This window comes from Herbivorax alkaliphila (genome assembly GCF_030848475.1).
GTDB lineage: Bacteria > Bacillota > Clostridia > Acetivibrionales > Acetivibrionaceae > Herbivorax.
In genome coordinates this window covers 1-23,152 of record NZ_JAVDDS010000054.1, presented here as the reverse complement: position 1 = coordinate 23,152, position 23,152 = coordinate 1, and the positions used below count along the sequence as shown (strand labels likewise).

Below are 23,152 nucleotides of genomic sequence, written 5' to 3'. Positions count from 1 at the left end.
CCTAAAGCAAGAATTCTTCTTCCTTTAGGGAGAGGAGAATGTCAAATGCCAGTTATTTTAAGGGTTCAATTTTAGATTATCATAAATCAATTTAAAACTCGATATAAAAATCGAGTTTTATTTTTTAAAATGATATAATATAGTTTATAGATTTGATAGTCTAAATGTAGTAAAATCTATTGGTAGACAAATTTTAAAAATGGAGTTGTTAGGTGTGGATTATTTTAATGAAAAGATATCTTCTAAAATTACTTGGGAAGGTAAAGTTTTATCAATTCAACCTCGTGCAAGAGTTTGGAGATATCTAGTTCATAACAGAACGCATTATTTATTAGGATATAATTTTTTTATAGAAGGTTTTAGTAGTAATGGATTGGAAAATTTTACGGTTGCAATTTCTGAAAAACAACAATTAAATAGTGAATTTAGAGTTGGAGATATAATTAAAGGAACAGCTTGGACTAAGAAATATGAAAAAAGAGAATTTGCTGATTACTATAGAGCAGGGGCTTTAAAACTTTTGAATAGAGAAAAAGATGAAATAATAATATTTCCTCCACCATGGATAATTAAGCCACCTTCTATGAATGTATATGAGGATAGAGGTGCTAGAATATTAAGTAAGAATCAATGGAAGTCGAAGTGTTTTCAATGTATATGGGCGAATATGTCCAATGTAGAAATACAATGGGATTTTGATAAAGATATAAAAAAATATAGATTTGAATCATTTTGTTATGGTCCTAAATCATGCAAATATTATAAAATGGGAAGAGCACGTTCGGTTTCACATAAAAATATGGGTTCTGTTCTTGATGATGGATTTTTAGATGATATTTGTACTGAGAATAGAGATGAAGATGAGTGAACTCGTTTAGCTAAAGCTAAACATCGAGACTTCAGATGGAGACTTAACTCCACCTGAAGATTTACAAGTGTAACTCCACATTCTATAAGGAGGAGTCTTAGAATAGGATAAATATTAAAAGTAATTTGAAAGGAATGAAAATTATGAAACCGTTAATAATTGAGGATATTATAGATGAAATGGAAATGGCATCAGATGAATATAGAAGTTTTCTAAATAAAAAAACAGGAAAATTGATTTCTGTTGGTACTGAGGAATTAGCTATGGCTGAAGATTTATCAGAAGAAGATGATTTTTTTAAATACCCTAAATGGCAGCAAGAAACAATTAAAGAAGCACTAGATATAATTGTTAACTGGAATAATTACATTTCACTTCCAAGTAAGTTTGATATAAATGAATACAAAATAATGGAAAGTTTTTGTTGCTTTATTGATAATGAAAAGATAAGTAATGTGTTACAAAGTGCTATACAAGGTCGGGGAGCATTTAGACGATTTAAAGATACCATATAAGATTTAACATTGAGGAAAACTGGTATAGGTTTAAAGAAGAGGCTTTAAAGCAGATGGCAGTTGAGTGGTGTGAATATAATGAAATTGAGTTTATTAAATAATTTGTTTTCAAAACAGACCAGATCAAACAGTTATAATAACAAGACCAAGAAGATTTAGATTATATAAGTCAAGAATATAGGCATGAGAACTTTCATCATGGATTTATGCTTGGAATGCTAATGTTGATTTTAATGTATATAGCAATAGAGAGTTTGGACTTGGCAGACCTGATATTGTATTAATACCAAAAAGCAAAGAAAGAACGGCATATATACTTGAATTTAAATGGGACAGTACAAAAGGGAAAAAAACACTAGAATATTTGGTTGAGACAGCAAAAAAACAGGTTGAAGAAAAGAAGTATATTGAGGGTGTTAAAGCAGTATTTGAAGGAAATATTAAAGTTATTTGTGTTGGATTTAAGGGTAAGGAAGTAGAGTTAGAGCTTAGTTGAATAGTAGTTTTAAGTTTGGAAATGGTGCTGATTTAAAAGAAGTGAAGTGTTGAACGAAATTGCTTACTAATTAATGAAAATAGTGGATTGCATCACATTGATGGATATAATAATGTATTCCAATATCAAAATAGTCTAATCGAAAAGAAAATCAACTTATGGTACAATTGCCAAATTGTATAATGTAAAATAAATCGGACAATTATAATGAAAACAAGAAGATTATACTACATATTATTATACTTGAAATTATAATAATATGTAGTATAATAATATCGAGGGGTGATTTATTAATGAAAAGGTTTATTGATAGAGAAGAAGAAATGAAGTTTTTGAATAATGAATATAATCGGAAAGGATCTTCTTTGGTGGTACTTTACGGAAGACGAAGGGTTGGTAAAACTGAGTTATCTGTTGCTTTTTCAAGTAATAAAAATGCTTTGTATTTTCTTGTGACGGAAGAAAGTGAACTCCAAAATAAAAACGCGTTTAAAGATGCTGTGGCAAATTTTTGTGAAAATGAGTTGCTAAAAAATTCAAAAGTGGATAGTTGGGAAATCATATTTAAAACGCTACTTTCGAAAACAGTGAAGGGAAAATTATTAATTATAATAGATGAATTTCAGTATTTAGGTAAATCAAACCCTGCTTTTCCTTCTATATTGCAAAAAATATGGGATACCTTTTTAAAAGATAAGAATGTTATGCTCATTCTTTGTGGGTCGCTAATATCAATGATGGAAAGTCAGACACTTAATTATACAAGTCCATTATACGGTAGAAGAACAGGTCAAATAAAATTAAAGCAAATTCCATTTTCATACTACCATGAGTTTTTTCCCAAAAAAAATCGAAAAGAATTGATAGAGTATTATGCGGTTACAGGTGGTGTTCCAAGGTATATAGAGCTTTTTTGCGATTTTGAGGACATTTATCTTGCAATTGATAATAATGTGCTGTCAAAGCAAAGCTTTCTTTATGATGAACCAAATTTTCTTTTGCAGCAAGAAGTCACAGAAGTGGGAAGCTACTTTTCTGTCATAAAATCAATAGCAGCAGGTAATCAAAAACTTGGTAAAATTGCAGCAAGCTTAGAATTGAAGCAGACAGGACTTACTAAATATTTAAAGACTCTGATAGACTTAGATATATTAGAGCGAGAAGTGCCTATTACTGAGGAAAATCCTGAAAAAAGCAAGAAGGGGTTATACAAGATAAAGGATAAATTCATTCTTTTCTGGTTCAAATTTGTTTATCCCAACTTGAGCTTTATTGAATCTGGAAAAAAAGATCTCGCTATGAAAAAGATAAAGACGAATCTCGTGGATGGACATATAAGCTATGTTTATGAAGATATTTGTATAGAAGAAATGTGGAATCTGAATGCGAAGGGGAAGTGGGATTTCACTTTTGATAAAGTAGGAAGATGGTGGAGTGGCGATAAAGAAATTGATATTGTGGCCTTTGATAGCAACGGAAATGATATCATTTTTGGAGAGTGTAAATACTGGGAAGGTAAAGTTGGAGTCAATGTTCTTGCTACACTTGAAGAAAAGGCGAAGTCTGTTGAATGGAAAAGAGAAAAACGTAGACAAAACTTTGTACTGTTTGGGATTAATGGCTTTACAGATGAACTTATTGAAATAGCTGAAAAAAGGGGAGATGTTGTGTTGTGCAAATAAAATGGCAAGGAGATTCAAAAAATTAAATGAGTATTCTAAGCTGAATGATGTAATTGGTGGACAAATATTCAGTATACTAGAATTAGAAAACAATGTGTTATATTATCCTATTGAAGATGAAGAAGTCTGGGGATTTTGTGAAAAAATAAAAGGAAAATCATTTGTATGGATAAATACTGCAATTCCATATGATAAACAAGTATTTGCTGCAGCCCATGAATTATATCATTTGTGGTTTGACAATGAAGGAGAAGTAATATTAAAAACAAATGTTGAAGAAATTGATAATCATGTTAAAATAGCGGAAGATGAATTAAAAGCAAATCGATTTGCAGCTGAGTTTCTAATTAATGAAGAATTACTTTTGCAAGAAATGAGGACTTATAATATAGATAAAAACAAAATAGATATTAAAGAAATTTTTATTCTGTCTCCATAATCATTAATATTAACAGCATATAAATATCCATCATCTTCGCTTTCTGTTTTTTTAAAATCTATCCCATATCTGTTGTTTTCATAAACAAACCCATTATTATACATGTATATCTCATCCTCTCCTTTAATTAATTACAAAGTTATCGAGAAGACTAATGCCTCCGCCTCTTCCTTTGTTTGTATATGCACTTAATGCTTCTACATCCCTATATATTACTTGAAAATATTAGGAAACAGACATTAAATAAATATGTACTTGTTTTTTCATGTTACCATATGTAAAAAGCCTTCTCAACATCTTTTCGCTGACAATACCAGAACAGTATTTGTTACCTTACATATTTAGTCTATATCAGATTACTTCCTCAATGGTAATATATCTAGCATCAATATCTGCACTTTTTGTCAACTCCATCAAATAATCCTTTATTCCTTCCCTACTTAAATCACTCAAGTTTTTAAAATTGATATGCACTGAACGGTTTCTTCCCATTTTTTTTGCTTTGTACATAGCAAAATCGCTAACATCTACAATCTGCTCTAATTTAACCACTTCTGTTAATTTTGGCTCTAGTAGTAAATATGTGCATCCAATTGAGCAGGTAACATTTATTTTTGTATCTTCAACTAATTCTATAGGGGTTTGCCTGACAACATTCAAAATATTTTTAGAAAATGACTTCAAACACTCAACTTTTCTTTGGTTAAGTATGATTAAAAACTCTTCTCCACCCCAGCGTATTATATAGTCTTCACTTCTTATGTTTTTTTTCAAAGCTTCAGTTATTGCAATCAGCACTTTATCTCCTGCTGAATGACCATACGTATCATTTACCTCCTTAAAGAAATCGATATCTATCATATATACACCTACTACATCGTCTACTATATCTGAATTTCTTCTTTGTCTTTCAACAAATTTTACTTCTTTTGATATAGCAATTTCTTCAGGTAAGCTTGATACATAGTCATATAAGTATCTTCTATTATGAAGTTTTGTTAAAGGATCATGTAAAGCCAACTCTTTAAGTTCATTATTTGCATGTTCCAATTGAAGGGTTCTTTCCCTAACCTTTTCTTCGAGGTTTTCATAAAGTCGTGCATTCTCGATAGATATTGAGATTTGTGATGAGATTATTTTTAATGTTTCAAGTCTCTCCATAGTGAATACATTTCCCATAAGGTTATTTTCAAGATAGATAATACCTTTTAAATCATTCTGGTATATTATCGGCATACACATCACTGATTTAGTTTTATTTTTAATAAAATACTCATATTTTTGACAACTCTGATCCTTCTCGGCATCGTCTATTACAATGCTTTCCCTAGTTCTTATTACATGCTCGATTAACTCAGGGCAAAAATCTGTGCTTTCACTAAACGGAATGGATTGCATAACTTGAATCTCTTCAACATGTCTACTTTTTAAAGCCTCTACAAAAAAAGTTCTATCCTCACCCCGCTCTAACAAGAGGCAGCCAGATTGTGCACCTGCGTTCTCAATAATAGTATGCATAAGCACTTTTAACAGCCTATCTATCTTTATTTCACTTGATATAGCCTGCGAAGATTTTAGTATAGACCCAACATCAAGAGACAATACCTCAGTAAATTTTGTCTGTGTAGGTCTTAGGTCTGAGTTTAAAGATTTAAAATTAAGTTTGTCAAACTCAGAAAAATACCTGAAGTATTTATATTCTAATTTTTGTACTTTAGAGAACGCTCCCCACTGTGAATATAAGTAATATGCCTCTTTTATATATGCCTTTGCGATAAATTCTTCATTTCTACCAATCCAGAATTCTCCTATCAGCTCATTAATAAGTGCCTTCATGTTTGTGAAATCACCAAGGTTTATAGAGTCTAGTGACTCTTTATAAAGGCATATTATTTTTTCAACAGGTTCTTTTTGAATTCTAGCTAACTCTGCACGTACAATGAGATATTTATGCAAAAAGTTCTGAGGACAGTTATCTGACCATATTTTCAACTTTTCAATACTTTTAACAAGAGCTTTAATTATTTTTTCTCTTTCTTTTTCATCTGCTTTTTCATATTTTTTTATTAGCGTTAAGGACTTAAACATATAAAAATCTGGCAGTGAATAAAAACCTGTTCCCGATTGAAAATATTGTTCAGTAAAAGCACTCCATTTGTCTGCTGCCTCTAAATTGCCCAGTATATAATTTACCATCAAACAACAATGGCCAAATACGTACAAAAACGTTAAGTCCTGATTCTCGTTAAGTTCTTTTAATATAAGACTTTCTTTCTCAAAATCATAGGTTGACTGTAATTGATTAATTGCCAGAATGGTAATTTCGGGCATAACTATCAAGAATCTAGCTTTTGAGCTTTTCAAAAATTTCAATGTATTCTCAGTTTCAGATCTGCAATCATTCAAATTATTATTTACATATAAGTTTACAGGTGCCTTAAAAGCAACTGCAAAAGTGGCATGATACAGATCACCCACCTCCATTCCACTCTTGAAACACATATCAAAATAGTCTAGACATTCTTTAAAATGAGCTCTCCAATGAGAAATAAAATTGGCAAATATAAAATAACAACCTGCTTTAAAAGAATCAGCTTTTAACTTTTTTAAGAGCCCAAAGCTAACTGTATTTAATTGATAAGCTGCCTCATAATTACCAAGTAATGAACCCAACATTATTCCACACTCTAAAAAATTCTTACAGGCTACTTCTGTAACTCCGTAATTTAATGCCATGTTAAATACTGTAACCTGCATCAAGAAACTAAGAGAAGGGTTATACTGATATGCGGTTGCTGGTAGCTGAAAAAACATCTTCATGATTATAATCTTTTTTCTATCAGTCATAACAGGAAGATTGACCAAATTCTCAATACTAGAACTACCTATATATTCAACCATTTTATCTATGCCTTCACTAAGCTTTTGTTCAATCTCAGAAGCCTCAATTGGCAAATCAACATCCAACAATTTGAGTCCTTTAGCAACTTCTTCAATTACCTTTTTCTTTTTATCACCTCTAAATTCAATTACCTTTGCCTTTAAGGAGTATACACTAGCCTTTTCAATATTATCTGAAGCTACTATAAACAACTTCTCACAAAGTTCAATGGCTTCTTCAAAATTCCTGGCTAAATAATTTGATTCAGCTAAATTATAAGACAATTCAAATAACTTATCGGGATATTCCTTCCATTCTTCTTCCGTCAATAATGTTTTCCCTACCTTAAAATGGTTATTTGCAATTTCATATGCAACATTGCCTTTTGCCTTCTTACCAGCTGAATAATTCAACTCCATCAGTTCTATACGTTCATCTTTTTTCTGGATTAAATCTTTTGAAATGTTCAAATGGCTAATTACTTCAAAGATATTATCATCTAAATTATTTTGGTCTGAATATAAACTATTTAGAAGTTTTCCTATTTTTCGATGAATTAGCAACTTATTATCATTGGATATCATTGAATACGCTGCCTGCTGAACTCTATCATGACTAAAACGGAATTTAATCTTCATATCAGGCTTTATGGATTCCTCTTTTGGCATATGAAGCAGCCTGTAATTAATGTCTAATGGAATAATCAAGTCCTTATCAATTATTATCCATAGTGCATGAGAGATATTTTTAATTTCGCCGCATAAATAATAAAGAGTTCTTATGTCAAAGGTATTCCCTATGCAGGAAGCTTTCTTAATAATATCCAATGAATCGTCAGGAAGTGAGTTTAGAGTTTGTATCATAAACTCAACAACATTGTCACTTATCTGAGCCTCATTTATTTTCTCCATGTCCCATTTCCAGCAAAATTCATTTTCGTCAAGCTTAAATAAACCTTTTTCATATAATGAATTCAATAATTGTATTGTAAAAAAAGGATTTCCTTTAGTTTTACTGTATAAACAGCTCGTAAGAGCACAAGTATCTGTATTATGGCAATTCAACGTATCGACAACCATCTGGTTTACCACTTGTTCCGTTAGTGGATCCAAATATATTTGCTTTAAAAAATTTGAGCTGCCTGGAATGTTTTTTGCTTGATTGAGCATTAACATTAAGGGATGACCTTCTGAAATTTCATTGTCTCTATACGCTCCAATAATCAAAAAGTTTTCTATTTCTGTCGAAGTAAGAATATAATTTAAGAAATCTGTAGTTGGGAAATCACACCATTGAAGATCGTCCAAAAATATTACCAGAGGATGTTCTTTTCTTGCAAACACCTTTATAAAATTTCTAAATACCATCTGGAACCTATTTTTTTCTTCCACAGGGTTAAGCTTTGGTACTTCAGGCTGTTCGCCAATAATCTCTTTCAGTTCAGGAATAAAATCCATAACAATTTTGCCGTTAGAGCCTAATGCATTAATTAATCGTCTTTTCCATACTTCAATATTTTTATCAGAGATTATATTTCTTATCAAATCCCTAAAAGCTAAAACTGAAGCACTATAAGGAATATTGCTCTGAAGCCTATTAAATTTACCTGATATAAAGTAACCTCCTTGATTTAGTATTACTTTATTCATCTCGCTTATTAAGGAGGTTTTCCCAATACCAGAAAAACCAGATACCAATAACAATCTTAATTTAGTGGTTTCTAGATTTTTAAATATTTTTCTCAAATCTTCAAGCTCTTTTCCTCTTCCATATAGCTTTTGAGGAATCTGAAACCTGTTTAAAAAATCCTTCTGTGCAATTTTAAAGTTAACTAGCTTTTCTTCCGATTCCAGATTCTCCAGACAATATAACAAATCATATTTTAAGCCCGATAAACTTTGATATCTATCTTCAGCATTTTTTGCAAGTAATCTTAAGATTATATCTGAGATAGTAGAAGGAATTTTGTTGTAAATCACCTTAGGCTCTTTTGGTATTTTGGCCATATGACCATAAACTATTTCCAGTTCATCTCCATCAAAAGGTAATACTCCTGTAAACATCTCATATAGTGTAATACCAAGAGAATAATAATCCGATCTGTAGTCTATTATCCTATTGACTTTTCCTGTCTGTTCAGGAGAAATATATTGTACTGTACCCTCTATAAAAGATGAATTTTGCGGATTCTCCATCTTGAGATTGGCAGAAATCCCAAAATCAATAATCTTGACTTGTTTTGTTCTCATGTTAATAATAATGTTAGAAGGATTTATATCTTTATGAATCACCTTTTGCTCGTGAATTTGCATTAATGCATCAACTATATCAATAGAAAGCATCAGTTTTTCTTTTATATCCAATTCATTGGTTTTTAAAACATCAGCCAAAGATTTACCTCCAAAATCTTCCATGACAATAGCTAAACTATTATTAAAGTTCTCAAGTTTAGATGCTTTTATAATTTTATCGCCAGACAGTTTTTCTGTGATAAAATATTCCCTTCTAAAATTACCTAGTGTTTCCGTTGAAGGATATTCCTTGTTTAAGACTTTTACAATAACATTAGTATTATCTAAATTACTTTTTCCTTTAAATATTGTTGTATTATAACTTTTGAAAAGCTGTTCATTAATTTCATATCCTGGTAAATTAATCATAATAAATTGCCCCCATTATTTTCATGATGCAAAATACAATACGAATTTCGGCTAATTACTAAGGAATAACGAAAATTACCTCAAACATTAGCAAGATTTGCTAATATTTATAATTATATTATTGTTAATGAGTAAATTCAAGGAAAATTTTAATATTAATTTTTACTATAAAAGTTAATATTGAAATATAAAATAAAGTTCATGGGTATTTTGGGGATGATTTTTAATTTTAATATTGAAAAACAGGGTTTGATAAGGTATTGTGAAAAAGGCAAATACCTATCTATTTCAGATTCCTGTACTGTAAAATAAAGAAATGTTGCCAACATATTAATTTATCATATTTAGTAGAATTCTAATCTCTTCTTGTGTAAGATTTCTCCATGCCCCCACAGATAACTTATCCAGTTTAATATTCATAATACGAATGCGCTTTAGGCTTACTACCTTATAGCCAAAACGGGTACACATTTTCCTAATTTGACGATTTAATCCTTGAGATAATATAATTTTAAATGTTCTACTGTTTATTTTTTCTATCTTGCAATGTTTTGTCAATGTATATTCGTTCTTGACAGGGTTATAAATTTTTACTCCATTTGACATGTTTTCAATAAAAGATGGATTAATTACTTTGTTTACAGTTACAATATACTCCTTTTCATGGTTATTTTCATTCCTTAAAATTTTATTAACAATATCCCCATCATTTGTAAGAAGAATTAATCCCTCCGAATCTTTGTCTAATCTACCTATTGGGAAAATTCTTTTCGAGTGATTTATAAAATCAATGATATTCCCACTTACATGTCGTTCAGTTGTGCATGTAATACCTACTGGTTTATTTAAAGCAATATAGACATACGTATTTTCTGTTTTTAATAGTTTACCATTGACCTCAATCTTATCCTCTGGAGATACTGTTAGTCCAATTTCAGCTATTTTATTATTAACCTTCACTATTCCTTGCCTAACTAGTTCATCTGCTTGTCTCCTTGAGCAAAGTCCTGTAGAACTAATAAATTTATTTATTCTCATATATATCCCCTTAATTTTATTTGTCTAAAATAAATTTCCTATGTTTAATATATTTTGTGAATCAAATACATTCTTGACTGCCATCATTTCTATTATACCCTCTTTGCAGTACATCATTTTAAGAAAATTGACTTTCAATTTTCCTAATTGATCTATCTTTATTGTATAATTATCTTCGTTCATATTAACCTTTACTGTTATTTGTTTTCTGGTTGTTTTACACAGTCTTCCTCTAGGAAACTCTCTAGACTCAACTTCTATTATAACATCATAAGTGCCATCTGGAGTATCTAAATGTAAATTCAATTTAGTGACGGTTCTTGAATTGAATATCTTATTTGAATTGAAAATCCATCCCTTTAAACGTTGTCAGTAACATGCCATTATAGGGTTAACGTGATTATTTGTATGATACAGATAAATATGTATAATTTTATTTAAATCATTTCAATTTGGAACGTATCAAAATTACTATTTTTATCGAATAACTGTAACAGATAATATATAGAAAAGAAGTAAACTCGTTTAGCTAAAGCTAAACATCGAGGCTTTAGGTGGAATGTTATAACAAGATAAAAATAATGTACATAAATTTTTGTGGGGTTCAACATATTTTAATTTTGGGAGGTAAGAAAATGAAAAAGAAAACTGTATTGAATTGTTGTTTTTTGTGTATTTTGCTTATGTTTTTTACCACAATACCAAGTCAGTTGGTTTGGGCATCAGATGAGTACATAGCAAGGGATCCATATTATTCAATGTCGGATTCTAATGTAAATCGTGCAACATCAGAGCACTTTCAGATTATATGGGGTAATAATGATGAGACAGGACTTGTAAACGATTCCTTTATAGAAGGAAATTTAAGAAATCTAGAAAATATGTGGGAATTGTTTATTGATGACATGGGTATGGTTGAGCCTTCACAATCTATTTATTCAAGAAATAGGGATGGTCAAAAGTATAAAACCAACCTGTATATAACACGAACTGGGTTGTCACAACATGAAGAAGGATGGGCTTTTATGTCTGGAGACAGAGATGGCTTTGGATATATGATTCTAGATTCAGCTGCTATGAGAGTGGATCCTCCGTCATGGGTAGTGCCGCATGAATTTGGACATGTACTTACAATGCATTTGGAATCATGGGTTAATAATGATATAACAGGACCTTGGTGGGAGTCAGTAGCCAACTGGTTTAGAGAACAGTATCTGTATAGTTCTTACTACGAATTTGATGGAAGGGAGTATGGACCTGATACTGATTTTTTTGAACCTCTTTACAAAAATTTAAATCTTTTTATGGCTCATGGAAAAACTTATTATCAGTCATGGCCTATTTTACAGTATGTAACAGAAAACCCTGAAAATTATTCTCATTATGGGGAGGATTTTGTAAAGAGAATTCAGCAGGAAGCATTACGTGGGGAACATCCAATTCTTACAATAGATAGACTTTCACCTGATGTTTGTATTAAAGACACATTAGGGCATTATGCAAAACGCATGGCAACTCAGGATTTTGTTCAAAAAGAGATTTACCAAAGACGATATAATCAGATGATTTCTGAGGATCATAATAAGCAAATTGTTCTTACACAATTGGTAGCAGTAAGTGATAAAGATGATTGGTGGAGAGTTCCAATAGAAAGAGCTCCACAGCAAACTGGAATGAACATAATCCCTTTAGAACCCACAGATTCAGGCAAAGGAAGAGAGTTATCAGTTAACTTTAATGGTCTAGTTGATGAGGAAAGGGGTTCTGATTGGAGAGCTTGTATAGTTGTTGTCGATGATTCAACTGGCAGTACAAGATATTCTAGTCTTTGGAATGATGGTGTTAACGCAATTACTTTATCTTCAAGTGAAAATACTGTATATTTAGTTGTAATTGCCACCCCAGACATATTACCTGTAAGTGCTTTTGAAGATGAAAGAGATGCTCCATATCAAAAATCTCCGGCAAAAGCTAGGTTTCCATACGAAGTTCAGATAACAGGAGCAGTTCCACACGAAGAAAGCACAAATACATCACGACTTTCAGGAAGTTCTCATCCAAATGGAGGAGGCTTTGTAGAAAGAACTGCAACTGTTGCCTCTACTGCATATGTAGGGTCAAATGCAGTAGTTCTAGGTAGAGCTAGGGTTAATGATGATGCACGTATTGAAGATTTTGCTGTTGTCAAAGATAATGCTGTTGTATCAGGTAATGCAGTAATTAGTGGACATGCATTAGTTAAAGGTAGAGCTGTTGTAAGGGAAAATGCAAAAGTAAGAGATTTTGCTGTAATGCTTGATAACTCACAAGCTAGTGGAAACTCAAGAGTTCTTGAAAGTGCTGTACTGTCAGGCGATTATACTATTACAGACAATGGGGTTGCTAAGGGGACAGTTGAAGCCAGAGGGAGAGGAAGTGTAAGTGGGCAGGGTATGATTGATGGTGACTATTCAGATAGTACCAGTGTAACAGCTGGAACTGCTTTTGGATGGAACAGAGGTCAGGATTATGCAAGCAACAGACTTTATACAAATGGTATGTATGCAGGATATGAATTTAGCTCTGAAAGTTCTCTATATGCTTTAGATACTCATGGAGTTACTCATGGTATATTGAGAGGAAGTCCTACATGGAGATCAACTCTTGACAATAGACAGGGAGTTATTCAGTTAAACGGTGTTGATCAATATATAGTATTAGAAAAGTCTGTGTCTGATTTAAAAGAAATGGAAATACAGACATCTATTAGATGGGATGGGGGAGAAGCTAATCAAAAGCTGTTTACTTTTGGTGCATCTAAAGAAAAAAGCATGTATTTAACACCTTCTGATGAAAATGGAAAGGTAAAGTTTGTAATAAAAGATGGAGATACCATCAATACCTTAACGGGAAATTCTTCGTTACCTGTAGATAGATGGACTGATATAAGAGTTGTTTTGTCAAATGAAGCTGCAATTTTATATGTTGACGATAGTATTTCTGCTGTGGATTATAATGTTTCAATAAAACCTGAAGACCTAAATCCACCTAATGTTAACTATGAGAGCAGTTGTAATTATATAGGTAGAGGTGCAAGTCAATCAGATGCTCTTTTTAAAGGTGCAATTGATTATTTTAATATATATTTCAAAACTGGTGAAGTTCCTAGAGAGCCTGTAATTCCAGAACAAATTGCCCATTATAAATTTGATGAATCTACCGGCACAACTGCAAAGGATTGGGCAGAAAAAAACAAAGATGCAGTTTTAGAAAATGGAGCTGATTTTACTGGAGGTATAAGTGGAAATTCTGTTCAGTTAAATGGTGTAAATCAATATGTTGAACTTCCAGAAGGAATCTTAGAGGGCGTTTCTGATTTTACTATTGCTACTTGGATAAATTTAGAGACAATAAATACCTGGCAAAGAATATTTGATTTTGGAAACGATACTGATGTTAATATGTTTCTAACTCCAAGCTCGGGAGGAGATAATTTAAGGTTTGCAATAAAAAACGGTGGTACAGAACAAAGAATAAATGCACCAATAGATTTAAAGACAGATGAATGGATTCATGTAGCAGTTACTCTTTCAAACGGAACTGGTATATTATATGTAGATGGGGAAGAAGTAGGTAGAAACAGTAATATAACCATAACACCAAAAGATTTAGGAGCTACATCTAATAATTATATTGGCAAGTCTCAATATCCTGATCCATATCTAAATGGTCGAATAGATGATTTTCGAATTTATAATTATGCATTAAATTCAGAAGATATAGATGAACTTTTAAGCGTTGATGCTCCAGCTTTTATACTTGGCGATGTTAATGGTGATAATTTGGTTGATTCTACAGATGCTGCATTGATGAAAAGATATCTCCTTGAGATTATAGATGATTTCCCCTATTCAGAAGGAAAGCTTGCTGCAGATATTAATGGAGATGGAGTTATAGACTCAACAGACTATACTTTATTAACAAGATATATACTAAACTCAAATTAGGGACGGTTCTTGAATTGAATTTTAGCTTAACTGATTAAAGTTATTTTTCAAGGGTATAAAGTATAAAAGAGAATTAGGTAATATTCTATAGTATTTAAAGTGAAAAACAAGGTCTATAATTACTTGCACTAAAGTGTCGAAGCAAAATTTTAAAAAGGAGGAAAATTTAATGAGTGAAGAAGTAAGATGTCCTGTAACAGGAATGATGCGAGAGAAAAAAGATAGTAACGGAACTAAAAACCAGCATTGGTGGCCAAATCAGTTAAATCTGAAGATGCTTCATCAGAACCCTCCTATGAGAAATCCATTAGGAGAAGAATTTAATTATGCTGATGAATTTAAAAAGCTTGACCTTGAGGCAGTAAAAAAAGATTTATATGATTTAATGATAGATTCACAGGATTGGTGGCCAGCAGATTATGGTCACTATGGAGGGCTTTTTATTAGAATGGCATGGCATAGTGCAGGTACATATCGCTTAGGAGATGGGCGTGGAGGTGCAGGTTCTGGTGCCCAAAGATTTGCACCTTTAAATAGTTGGCCTGACAATGGTAATCTTGATAAAGCACGTCGTTTACTTTGGCCTATAAAAAAGAAATACGGTAATAAAATTTCATGGGCAGATTTGATGATTTTGACTGGTAATTGTGCCTTAGAATCAATGGGATTTAAAACCATTGGGTTTGCTGGTGGACGTGAAGATATATGGGAGCCTGAAGAAGATGTTTATTGGGGTTCTGAGAATGAATGGCTTGGGGATAAACGTTATTCTGGTGATAGAGAACTGGAAAATCCCTTGGCAGCAGTGCAAATGGGCTTAATATATGTAAATCCAGAAGGCCCAAATGGAGAACCAAATGTTCTTGCTTCTGCAAAAGATGTTCGCGAGACTTTTGCCCGTATGGCTATGAACGATGAGGAAACTGTTGCTTTAGTTGCTGGAGGTCATACCTTTGGTAAATGTCACGGTGCGGGGGATCCTAAAAATGTCGGTCCTGAACCAGAGGCGGCTGGAATTGAAGAGCAGGGACTAGGTTGGAAAAACAGTATGGGTATTGGTAAAGGTAGTGATACCATTACTAGTGGTATAGACGGAGCTTGGACGCCTACTCCTACAAAATGGGACAATAGTTATTTAGAGATTCTATTTAAATATGATTGGAATCTTGTTAAAAGTCCTGCTGGTGCATGGCAATGGATTCCTGTTAATCCTGACGATGAAGACCTCGTAACAGACGGACATGCTAATAAAAAACGTCCAACAATAATGACTACAGCTGATCTTGCCTTAAGGATGGATCCAATTTACAAACCTATAGCAATGAGATTTAAGGATAACCCGCAGGAGTTTGCTGATGCTTTTGCCCGTGCATGGTTTAAGTTAACTCATCGTGATATGGGGCCATCTTCACGCTACTTAGGATCAGAAGTTCCAGAGGAAGAATTTATTTGGCAAGATCCAGTCCCTGAAGTGGATTATGAGTTAATTGATGAATGTGATATAGAAGACCTTAAGAAAAAGATTATCAATACAGGTCTTTCAGTTTCTGAATTGGTTTATACAGCTTGGTCATCAGCATCTACTTTCCGTTGCTCTGACAAACGTGGTGGAGCTAATGGAGCGCGAATTTGCTTGGCTCCTCAAAAAGATTGGGAAGTAAATCAACCAGAAAAACTGCAAAATGTAATTAATTCTCTTAAAAAAATAAAAGATGATTTTAACGCTAATCAGTCAGGAAGCAAGAAAATTTCTCTTTCAGATATTATAGTTTTAGCTGGATGTGCAGCTGTTGAAAAAGCGGCTAAAAATGCTGGATTTGAGTTATCTGTTCCATTTACACCAGGGCGTTCAGATGCGGTTCAGCAACAAACTGATGTAGATTCTTTTTCAGTTTTAGAGCCAAAAGCAGATGGATTTAGAAATTATATTAAAGGTAAATTTGGAGTTAGATCAGAAGAAATGCTTGTAGACAAGGCTCAATTATTAGGATTGACTGCACCTGAGATGACAGTTTTAGTTGGTGGTATGAGAGTGCTAAATGCTAATTATAATAATTCTCAGCATGGAGTCTTTACAAAGAATCCTGAAAGCCTTACAAATGACTTTTTTACAAATCTATTGGATATGGACACTGAATGGAACCCAGCTTCTAAAGACTGTAATGTTTTTGAAGGAAAAGACCGTAAGACAGGTGAATTAAAGTGGACTGGTACCCGTGTTGACTTGGTATTTGGTTCGAATTCTGAGCTTCGTGCCATTGCAGAGGTGTACGCAAGTGATGATGGAAAAGAAAAATTTGCAAAAGATTTTGTTAAGGCATGGAACAAAGTAATGAATGCAGATCGTTTTGATTTGTGTTAAAAATTTTGTGACAAGAACTTAATATCTTGTTAAAAGGGCTGGTGGCAAGGTTGTTTTGTTGCCAGCCCTTGAAAAATATTTCTATATAAAGGTTATTTCATTCTAAGACTTCAGTTGAAATGCTGATAAATAGAATAGCTTTATGATTAATATTTATTGCAATTCATATAGCTATATTTTTCATTTGATGTAAAATATTAAGTTAGAAAGTAAAACTCAAAAAAACTGGGGAGGGCAAAAATGAATTGTATAAAAAAATGCTTGTTTATTCTATTTGGTTCAATATCTGTAGTTTTAGCTATACTAGGGATTTTTCTACCGCTACTTCCCACTACTCCTTTTCTTTTATTAGCTTCATTTTTTTATATACGAAGTTCTAAAAGATTATATAATTGGTTGATTACTCATAAAGTTTTTGGCTGTTACATATACTGTTATTTAACTTACAGAGCAATATCAAAAAAAACAAAGATTGGTTCTATAATTTTACTTTGGTTATCACTTAGTATTTCAATGTTTCTAGTACCAATTTTGTATGTAAGGTTTATTTTAGTTGCAGTTGGAATAGGTGTTACTATTCATCTATTAATGTTAAAAACCCTTGGGGTTGATGAAATAAAAGGATTTAGTGAACTGGTTTAGCTAAAGCTAAACATCGAGACTTTAGGTGGAGAGTCAACTCCATCTGAAGATTTATAAGGGCAACTCTATCTTATAGAAGGTGGGGACTTAGAATAAGATAAAGTGCTACAAGGTACTTTAGGTGTTAGAGCGATGGCTTTTAATAAAAACTTTAAACAGTTTGAAAAATATGTTATAAACTTGTTCTTGAGAGAGAATAGGTAGTTCCTACGCTAAGGTGGTTGTTGCCAAGTAAAATTGCGTTAAGAACCAAGAAACGTAAAAAACTGCTCAGTCTTTAGAGTTTGAAAGCTTTTTTTGTACTAATGCGGCACGACTTATTTTGTTAGTGCCGTGTTTGGTTCGTATTTTATCCATAGCTCTGTCGATTCGTTCAAACTTGTCATCTTTTATATTATCTTCCCAAAGGTCAAAGAGTGATAATTGACCTTCTCTATAATTCTCATCAAATCCTGATATGCTAATTCCTATTAATCTGATAGGGCGAAATCTATTCCAATTTTTTTCAAGTAAAGCACAGCCAGCTTGATAAATATCGTTAGTTGCACAGGTTGGTGATATTGTAGTTTGTCTGGTGATAACTTTAAAGTTGGTGTATTTTAGTGTTATATGTATAGTACGTCCCTTTTTTCCATACTTTCTTGCTGTCATACCAATATCGTCAGTGAGTTCTAATAAAACTAGTTTAGCTTTTTCAATATCGTTAACATCATGAGAAAGTGTTGTCGAACGTCCTATTGATTTCATTTCCCCAGACATATGAGGTTTTATTGGAGAGGTATCATGACCGTTTGCGTGTAAATGAATTTCATCTCCATACTTTCCAAGGGTTTTCACAAGGTGCCTTCTATCAAATTTAGCAAGCTCTCCAATTGTTTGTATTCCCAATTGATTGAGTTTATCGGCAGTTTTTTTGCCAATTCCATACATTGACTTTACTGATAGAGGCCAAAGTTTAGTTGGAATATCATGTTTCCAGAGTTCAGTAATGCCAAGTGGTTTCTTTAGCTCTGAGGCCATCTTAGAAAGGAACTTGTTTTCGGAAATACCAATTGAACACCAAAGCCCAAGAGTATCTTTAATTTCGTTCATAATTTTCTCCGATGATTCTAGTGGAGAACCAAATAATCCTTCCATACCAGTCATGTCAAGCCATGCTTCATCAATACTATTTTGTTCAACAACAGGAGAATAATTTGATAGTAAGTCCATAACTTGTTTAGACTTAAATTCATAAAAAGGATGGTCAGGTGGTACTAAATGAATGTTTGGGCAGAGTTTTAGAGCCTCATAAATAACCATTGCTGTTTTCACGCCAAAGGCTCTAGCCTCATAGTTTGCTGCTAGAATGATTCCAGAACGATTTTTTGGATCTCCAGCAACAGCAGAAGGTTTTCCAACAAGGCAAAGGTTTCTCGTCATTTCACAACTTATAAAAAAAGCATTCATATCAACAAGAAATATTACTTTTTGCATAAAAACCTCCCTGTGAAAATAGGTGCATCAAAAACAATTTATATACCACACACTTAATTTTAATAAAAAAGAAAGAAATAATCAACTTATTGGGGTGTAGAGGTTGTATATATTAAAGGTGAAGAACAATTATTTAAAAAAACAAACTACCAATTCGCATAACAATTCCACCTATTAAAAATGCTAATGTACTGGTTAACAACAATATAATTCCTGTCATTTTTAAATTAAATTCTCTAGCAACAGTAGCAATTATTGCTACACAAGGAACATATAATAATCCTACTACCGATGCTGTGAATAGTTGTAACATATTTAGATTCATTTCCACAAGTGGGACTACCGTCAGTTCACGCCTTAGAACTCCAAGCATTAAAGGTACCGATGCTTCTGCTGGCAACCCTAACCAGTTAACTACTAGTGGACTAAGAAACTCTCCAATGGATTCCATAATTCCCGATTCATAAAGCACTGCAGCAAAACCAACAATTGCCAACATTGGTAGACCACCCTCGCGTATATAATTTTTAACTTTTGACCATACCTTCTTAAAAATCACCTCACCCTTAGGAAGCATCAGCTCAGGAATTTCTAATATGGTATTAGGACAACTTCCTGGTAGAATTTTATTGAGGATTAGCCCGGCAGAAAAGATAACAAAAAAAGAAAATATAAATATCATCAATAATGCCAGAATAGATTTTTCAGCCAATAGAGAAATAAAGGCTCCAGTCTGTGCCACACAAGGTATTCCTAAACAAACTATAGTTGACACAGTTATACGTTCTTTACGAGTATTTAATTGTCTGGTGGCCATGATTGCAGGAATTCCACATCCATAACCTAAAAGCAGAGGCACCATACTAGAACCTGGTAAACCCAATTTATTTAGTAGTCCGTCCAATAATGCTCCAAGTCTTGGCAGATAACCACAGTCCTCCGATATACTTAATGCAATATAAAAAGAAACCACGTAGGGTAAAACTAAAGTAAAGGGCCACTCTAATCCCTTAACAAATATTCCATATTCCCCAATTAGTACTTCTAGTATAAAACCTTCGGGAACAAATAGTTGTATTAAATAACTTATTGCAGGTATAATGAGACCTCTAAACAATGGAAGCAAAATAAACTGGCGAAGTCCCATGCCAAGCCCTACGACAATCCCGAACACAGTCATTAAAATAAGTGCGGCTAAAGGTAAGCCAGGCCAAGGTTTAACTAAACGTTCACCCCATATTTGTCTTTTTGTTTTTTTCTGGATACTTGGTTTTGTTTTAACCTCCTTAGTAATTTGCTCTGCTTTTTTCCAAAGGTCTTTTTGAGCTTCTGGATTTTTTTCTGTATCAGCTTGACTTAAATCACTAGAAGCTCCTGTAAACAACATTTGTACTAGGGCTTCCTTTACAGTCTCAACCCCTTCTTTATCAACAGCAACCGTTGGGATTACTGGCACACCAAGCTTTTTAGAAAGTAATTCTACATCAATTTTCTCTCCACAATCTTCAATCAAGTCCATACGATTAAGAACTGCAATAGTAGGGATTTCGTACTCTAGCACCTGAAAGAAAAGATATAAGCTGCTTTCAAGATTATAGGCATCTATCACGACTATAATCCCTTCAGGTCTTTGATTTATTGTAAAATCCTCAATTCCTGAATCCTCATGACAAGAATTTACTTTTTTAGAATTGGTTTTTCCCTGAAGCATTTCTACAGCTACTCGTTCGGCCTCATTGGTTATTTCGAGGGTATATGTGCCTGGAACATCTATCAGGTTTGCGCTATGATTCCCCAGCTTAATTTCACCGGCAGTAAATTCTACAGTGGTTCCAACATAATTTGCTACACTAATATTTAAACCTGTAAGATTATTGAACATCACACTTTTACCGATATTTGGCTGACCAATCATGAGAATATTAGGTTTATCTTTAAAATTATTTTTCATTTCAATCACCTACTTTCAACTTTTTTACTGCTTAGTTTTTTTAATTTCTTTGCTTTATTTAAATAATAAATCATTACTATTCCAGAAATCAATAGAGGAATCCAAAAAGTAATTACTCGAGTCATCAAAGCTATGGAAAAAGCTTCATGAGAAGATAATCCCTCATAGGCTAAAATTAAAGCCATACTTCCTTCAAAGGTAGCTAATCCTCCAGGTAATAGAGGTATCATGCTCACTAAATAGGCTGTGAAGGTTGCAATTATTACCACAATGACATTTAATTCATAACCTAGTATCCTAGTAACCAAATATACCTTTAAAGGATACAATGCCCACACCATTAAAGCAATAGCAAAAAGAAAAATTCTTTTATGTTTAGCTCTAATAACTGTTTTAGACTGAATGGAGGTTTGTATCATAAAATCATATATTTTATTAATCTTATGAAAGATCTTAGTAATAAGGGGGGGATACGTCTTTTTTTTGTTAAAAATTCTACTAGCCACAACATGCAAGTTTAATCCTTGTAAATTAAATAGCAACAAAAAAAGCACAAAAAATAATGACAAACCTATAAAGGCTAAATAAACAAAAACAGGTATTTCAAAGCTGAAAAAAGCCACACATAATGTTATAAAACTAATTACCAAAAAAGGCAGCATAGAAAAAAACTTACTCAATAAGGTTATAGCGGTAAGTTGTGAATACTCTAGTCCAGTTTCCTTTTGCATTAAATAGACCTTTAAGGCTTCTCCCCCTACTTTTACCGATGGTGTCACACTTTCTACAAAGGAACCTGCTAAATTAATGCCAAAAACGCTACCTAACGAAACCGTAGGAGATTTTTGTTTTAGTAAGTAATGCAATATATAGGTAGTTGAAAACAGGGTGGCTAATTGTAATATGGTTAAATATAGCAATTGTGATATGCTTATACGGCTGATAACAGTATATACATCCTCCCAGCCAAGCACTAAGACAACCACTAAACATAATGCAATTCCCACTATTAATAAAAAAGTTTTCTTCAAGTCTATTTCCCCCCACTTCTTTTTTCTAACCTCTGCTACGGAATTAAAAATAGACAGGATTCTTTGAAAGTTTTCATCTTTTGAAAAGATTTTTCATCCGGTTGATATTTATCGGTCAAATAGCCATATTCTTCTTTGTGCTCATCTACCGGTTGTCGAAAAATAATCCTTCCTCTTGAATTTCCAAAAGCCTTCAAGCTTTCAAGCATTTTATCCTTGTCCTTTATGTGCAGTGCAATGATTGCGACCGTAAAAGGTGGAAGTTTCTCCGATGTCCCATCCCCTAATTTTATTTCAATATTTCTATCTAGTTTGTATTTTTTTAAGTATTTTCTAGCCATTTTAACAGCTTTCCTGTCCTTATCTAAGGCAATTACTTTTGCTCCTGTCATTTCAACTACATGAAGAGCAGTAAAAGGAATTGCTCCACAACCAACATTTAGAACAACATCATCTTTTGTAATGCCAGCCAATTCAACTTCTTTTTTTACTACATCCTTATATAGGTTATGATATAGCTGAAATATAGGATAAAATCGGCATATTAATTTTTCTAATGATTTAAAGAGTTTTTTCATAAGCTAAAACCTCCAATGGCTCTTTAGAATTTATTCTTTGTACACTAAAACATCAATTTAAGCGTAATCTTTAACTTAAATTGATGTACATTTTTAACAATAACAATTTTTAAGGTTCCATAATAAAAATACTATACTGGTAAGAACATTTAGTTTGAACAATCTACTATGATGTATTGAGCAACCTTTTGACCTAAGGCAATATTTCTTCCATCAATAGAGCATAGTATAGGTCCGTTAAGTATTCCTTTTGCCATAATGGTTACGGTTTTATTGATTCTAAAACCTAGGGAAGCTAAATGAGAGCCTGATGGCACATTCACAATTGTTCCTTCGTCACCACATGTTAATTGTTTTAAAGATATATTTGAAAATCTATAGACCTTTTTTGTAATGTTATTGCTTTTTCGTAATCTATTAACTTCTACAGCCATTTAAAGCCACGTCCTTTCTTAACAAGTTCTTAACGATAATGATTTTCATTTACTTTAATTATAAAACAAATTTTTTATTTTGTCAAGAGCAAACACATTCAATTTGGGGACGG

General features: G+C 32.6%; 16 protein-coding genes. 8 read left to right on the top strand and 8 right to left on the bottom strand.

From position 1 onward, the window contains the following. Positions 1-214 precede the first annotated feature (214 nt). From RBH29_RS15055 to RBH29_RS15035, 5 genes are all read left to right on the top strand, one after another. Positions 215-868 (top strand): hypothetical protein, encoded by a 654-nt coding sequence (locus tag RBH29_RS15055; RefSeq protein ID WP_306697759.1) that lies wholly within the window; start codon positions 215-217, stop codon positions 866-868. Positions 869-1,011: 143 nt separating this feature from the next. Continuing rightward, on the top strand, positions 1,012-1,383 hold the full coding sequence (locus RBH29_RS15050) for a UPF0158 family protein (RefSeq protein ID WP_306697758.1): 372 nt from the start codon (positions 1,012-1,014) through the stop codon (positions 1,381-1,383). Positions 1,384-1,585: 202 nt separating this feature from the next. Further along, positions 1,586-1,879: a PD-(D/E)XK nuclease domain-containing protein gene (locus RBH29_RS15045; RefSeq protein ID WP_306697760.1), complete on the top strand. Its 294-nt coding sequence runs from the start codon at positions 1,586-1,588 to the stop codon at positions 1,877-1,879. A gap of 293 nt (positions 1,880-2,172) precedes the next feature. Next, a complete protein-coding gene (locus RBH29_RS15040) occupies positions 2,173-3,561 on the top strand; it encodes an AAA family ATPase (RefSeq protein WP_306697757.1) in 1,389 nt (462 codons plus the stop codon). A 1-nt stretch (position 3,562) separates the two neighbouring features. Beyond that, positions 3,563-4,000 (top strand): ImmA/IrrE family metallo-endopeptidase, encoded by a 438-nt coding sequence (locus RBH29_RS15035; RefSeq protein WP_306697756.1) that lies wholly within the window; start codon positions 3,563-3,565, stop codon positions 3,998-4,000. Between the two features lie 351 nt (positions 4,001-4,351). On the opposite strand, the gene RBH29_RS15030 is transcribed toward RBH29_RS15035, so the two are convergent. From RBH29_RS15030 to RBH29_RS15020, 3 genes are all read right to left on the bottom strand, one after another. Then, entirely contained in the window at positions 4,352-9,541 is a 5,190-nt protein-coding gene (locus tag RBH29_RS15030; RefSeq protein ID WP_306697755.1) for a diguanylate cyclase, read from the bottom strand. Between the two features lie 330 nt (positions 9,542-9,871). Next, positions 9,872-10,579 (bottom strand): pseudouridine synthase, encoded by a 708-nt coding sequence (locus RBH29_RS15025; RefSeq protein ID WP_306697754.1) that lies wholly within the window; start codon positions 10,577-10,579, stop codon positions 9,872-9,874. A gap of 24 nt (positions 10,580-10,603) precedes the next feature. Then, entirely contained in the window at positions 10,604-10,885 is a 282-nt protein-coding gene (locus RBH29_RS15020; protein WP_306697753.1) for an FAD-linked oxidase C-terminal domain-containing protein, read from the bottom strand. 329 nt (positions 10,886-11,214) lie between these two features. On the opposite strand from RBH29_RS15020, the gene RBH29_RS15015 reads away from it, so the two are divergent. The 3 genes from RBH29_RS15015 (at position 11,215) to RBH29_RS15005 (ending at position 17,569) form a co-directional block, all read left to right on the top strand. Continuing rightward, positions 11,215-14,565, top strand: coding sequence for a DUF6055 domain-containing protein (locus RBH29_RS15015; RefSeq protein WP_306697752.1), 3,351 nt, complete (start codon positions 11,215-11,217; stop codon positions 14,563-14,565). 169 nt (positions 14,566-14,734) lie between these two features. Then, entirely contained in the window at positions 14,735-16,927 is a 2,193-nt protein-coding gene (katG, locus tag RBH29_RS15010; protein WP_306697751.1) for a catalase/peroxidase HPI, read from the top strand. A gap of 240 nt (positions 16,928-17,167) precedes the next feature. Next, positions 17,168-17,569, top strand: a complete 402-nt coding sequence (locus RBH29_RS15005) for a YbaN family protein (RefSeq protein ID WP_306697750.1) — start codon at positions 17,168-17,170, stop codon at positions 17,567-17,569. A 270-nt stretch (positions 17,570-17,839) separates the two neighbouring features. Here the strand turns inward: RBH29_RS15005 and dinB are convergent, their stop codons facing one another. The 5 genes from dinB to RBH29_RS14980 form a co-directional block, all read right to left on the bottom strand. Continuing rightward, positions 17,840-19,045, bottom strand: coding sequence for a DNA polymerase IV (dinB, locus tag RBH29_RS15000; RefSeq protein WP_306697749.1), 1,206 nt, complete (start codon positions 19,043-19,045; stop codon positions 17,840-17,842). A 133-nt stretch (positions 19,046-19,178) separates the two neighbouring features. Beyond that, positions 19,179-20,960, bottom strand: a complete 1,782-nt coding sequence (locus RBH29_RS14995; RefSeq protein WP_306697748.1) for a ferrous iron transporter B — start codon at positions 20,958-20,960, stop codon at positions 19,179-19,181. Positions 20,961-21,001: 41 nt separating this feature from the next. After that, entirely contained in the window at positions 21,002-22,027 is a 1,026-nt protein-coding gene (locus RBH29_RS14990) for a lysylphosphatidylglycerol synthase transmembrane domain-containing protein (protein WP_306697747.1), read from the bottom strand. A 35-nt stretch (positions 22,028-22,062) separates the two neighbouring features. Continuing rightward, positions 22,063-22,605 carry a class I SAM-dependent methyltransferase gene (locus RBH29_RS14985; protein WP_306697746.1) on the bottom strand — a complete coding sequence of 181 codons (543 nt, stop codon included), beginning with the start codon at positions 22,603-22,605 and terminating at the stop codon, positions 22,063-22,065. Between the two features lie 149 nt (positions 22,606-22,754). Next, a complete protein-coding gene (locus tag RBH29_RS14980; protein ID WP_306697745.1) occupies positions 22,755-23,039 on the bottom strand; it encodes a FeoA family protein in 285 nt (94 codons plus the stop codon). Between the last annotated feature and the right edge of the window lie 113 nt (positions 23,040-23,152).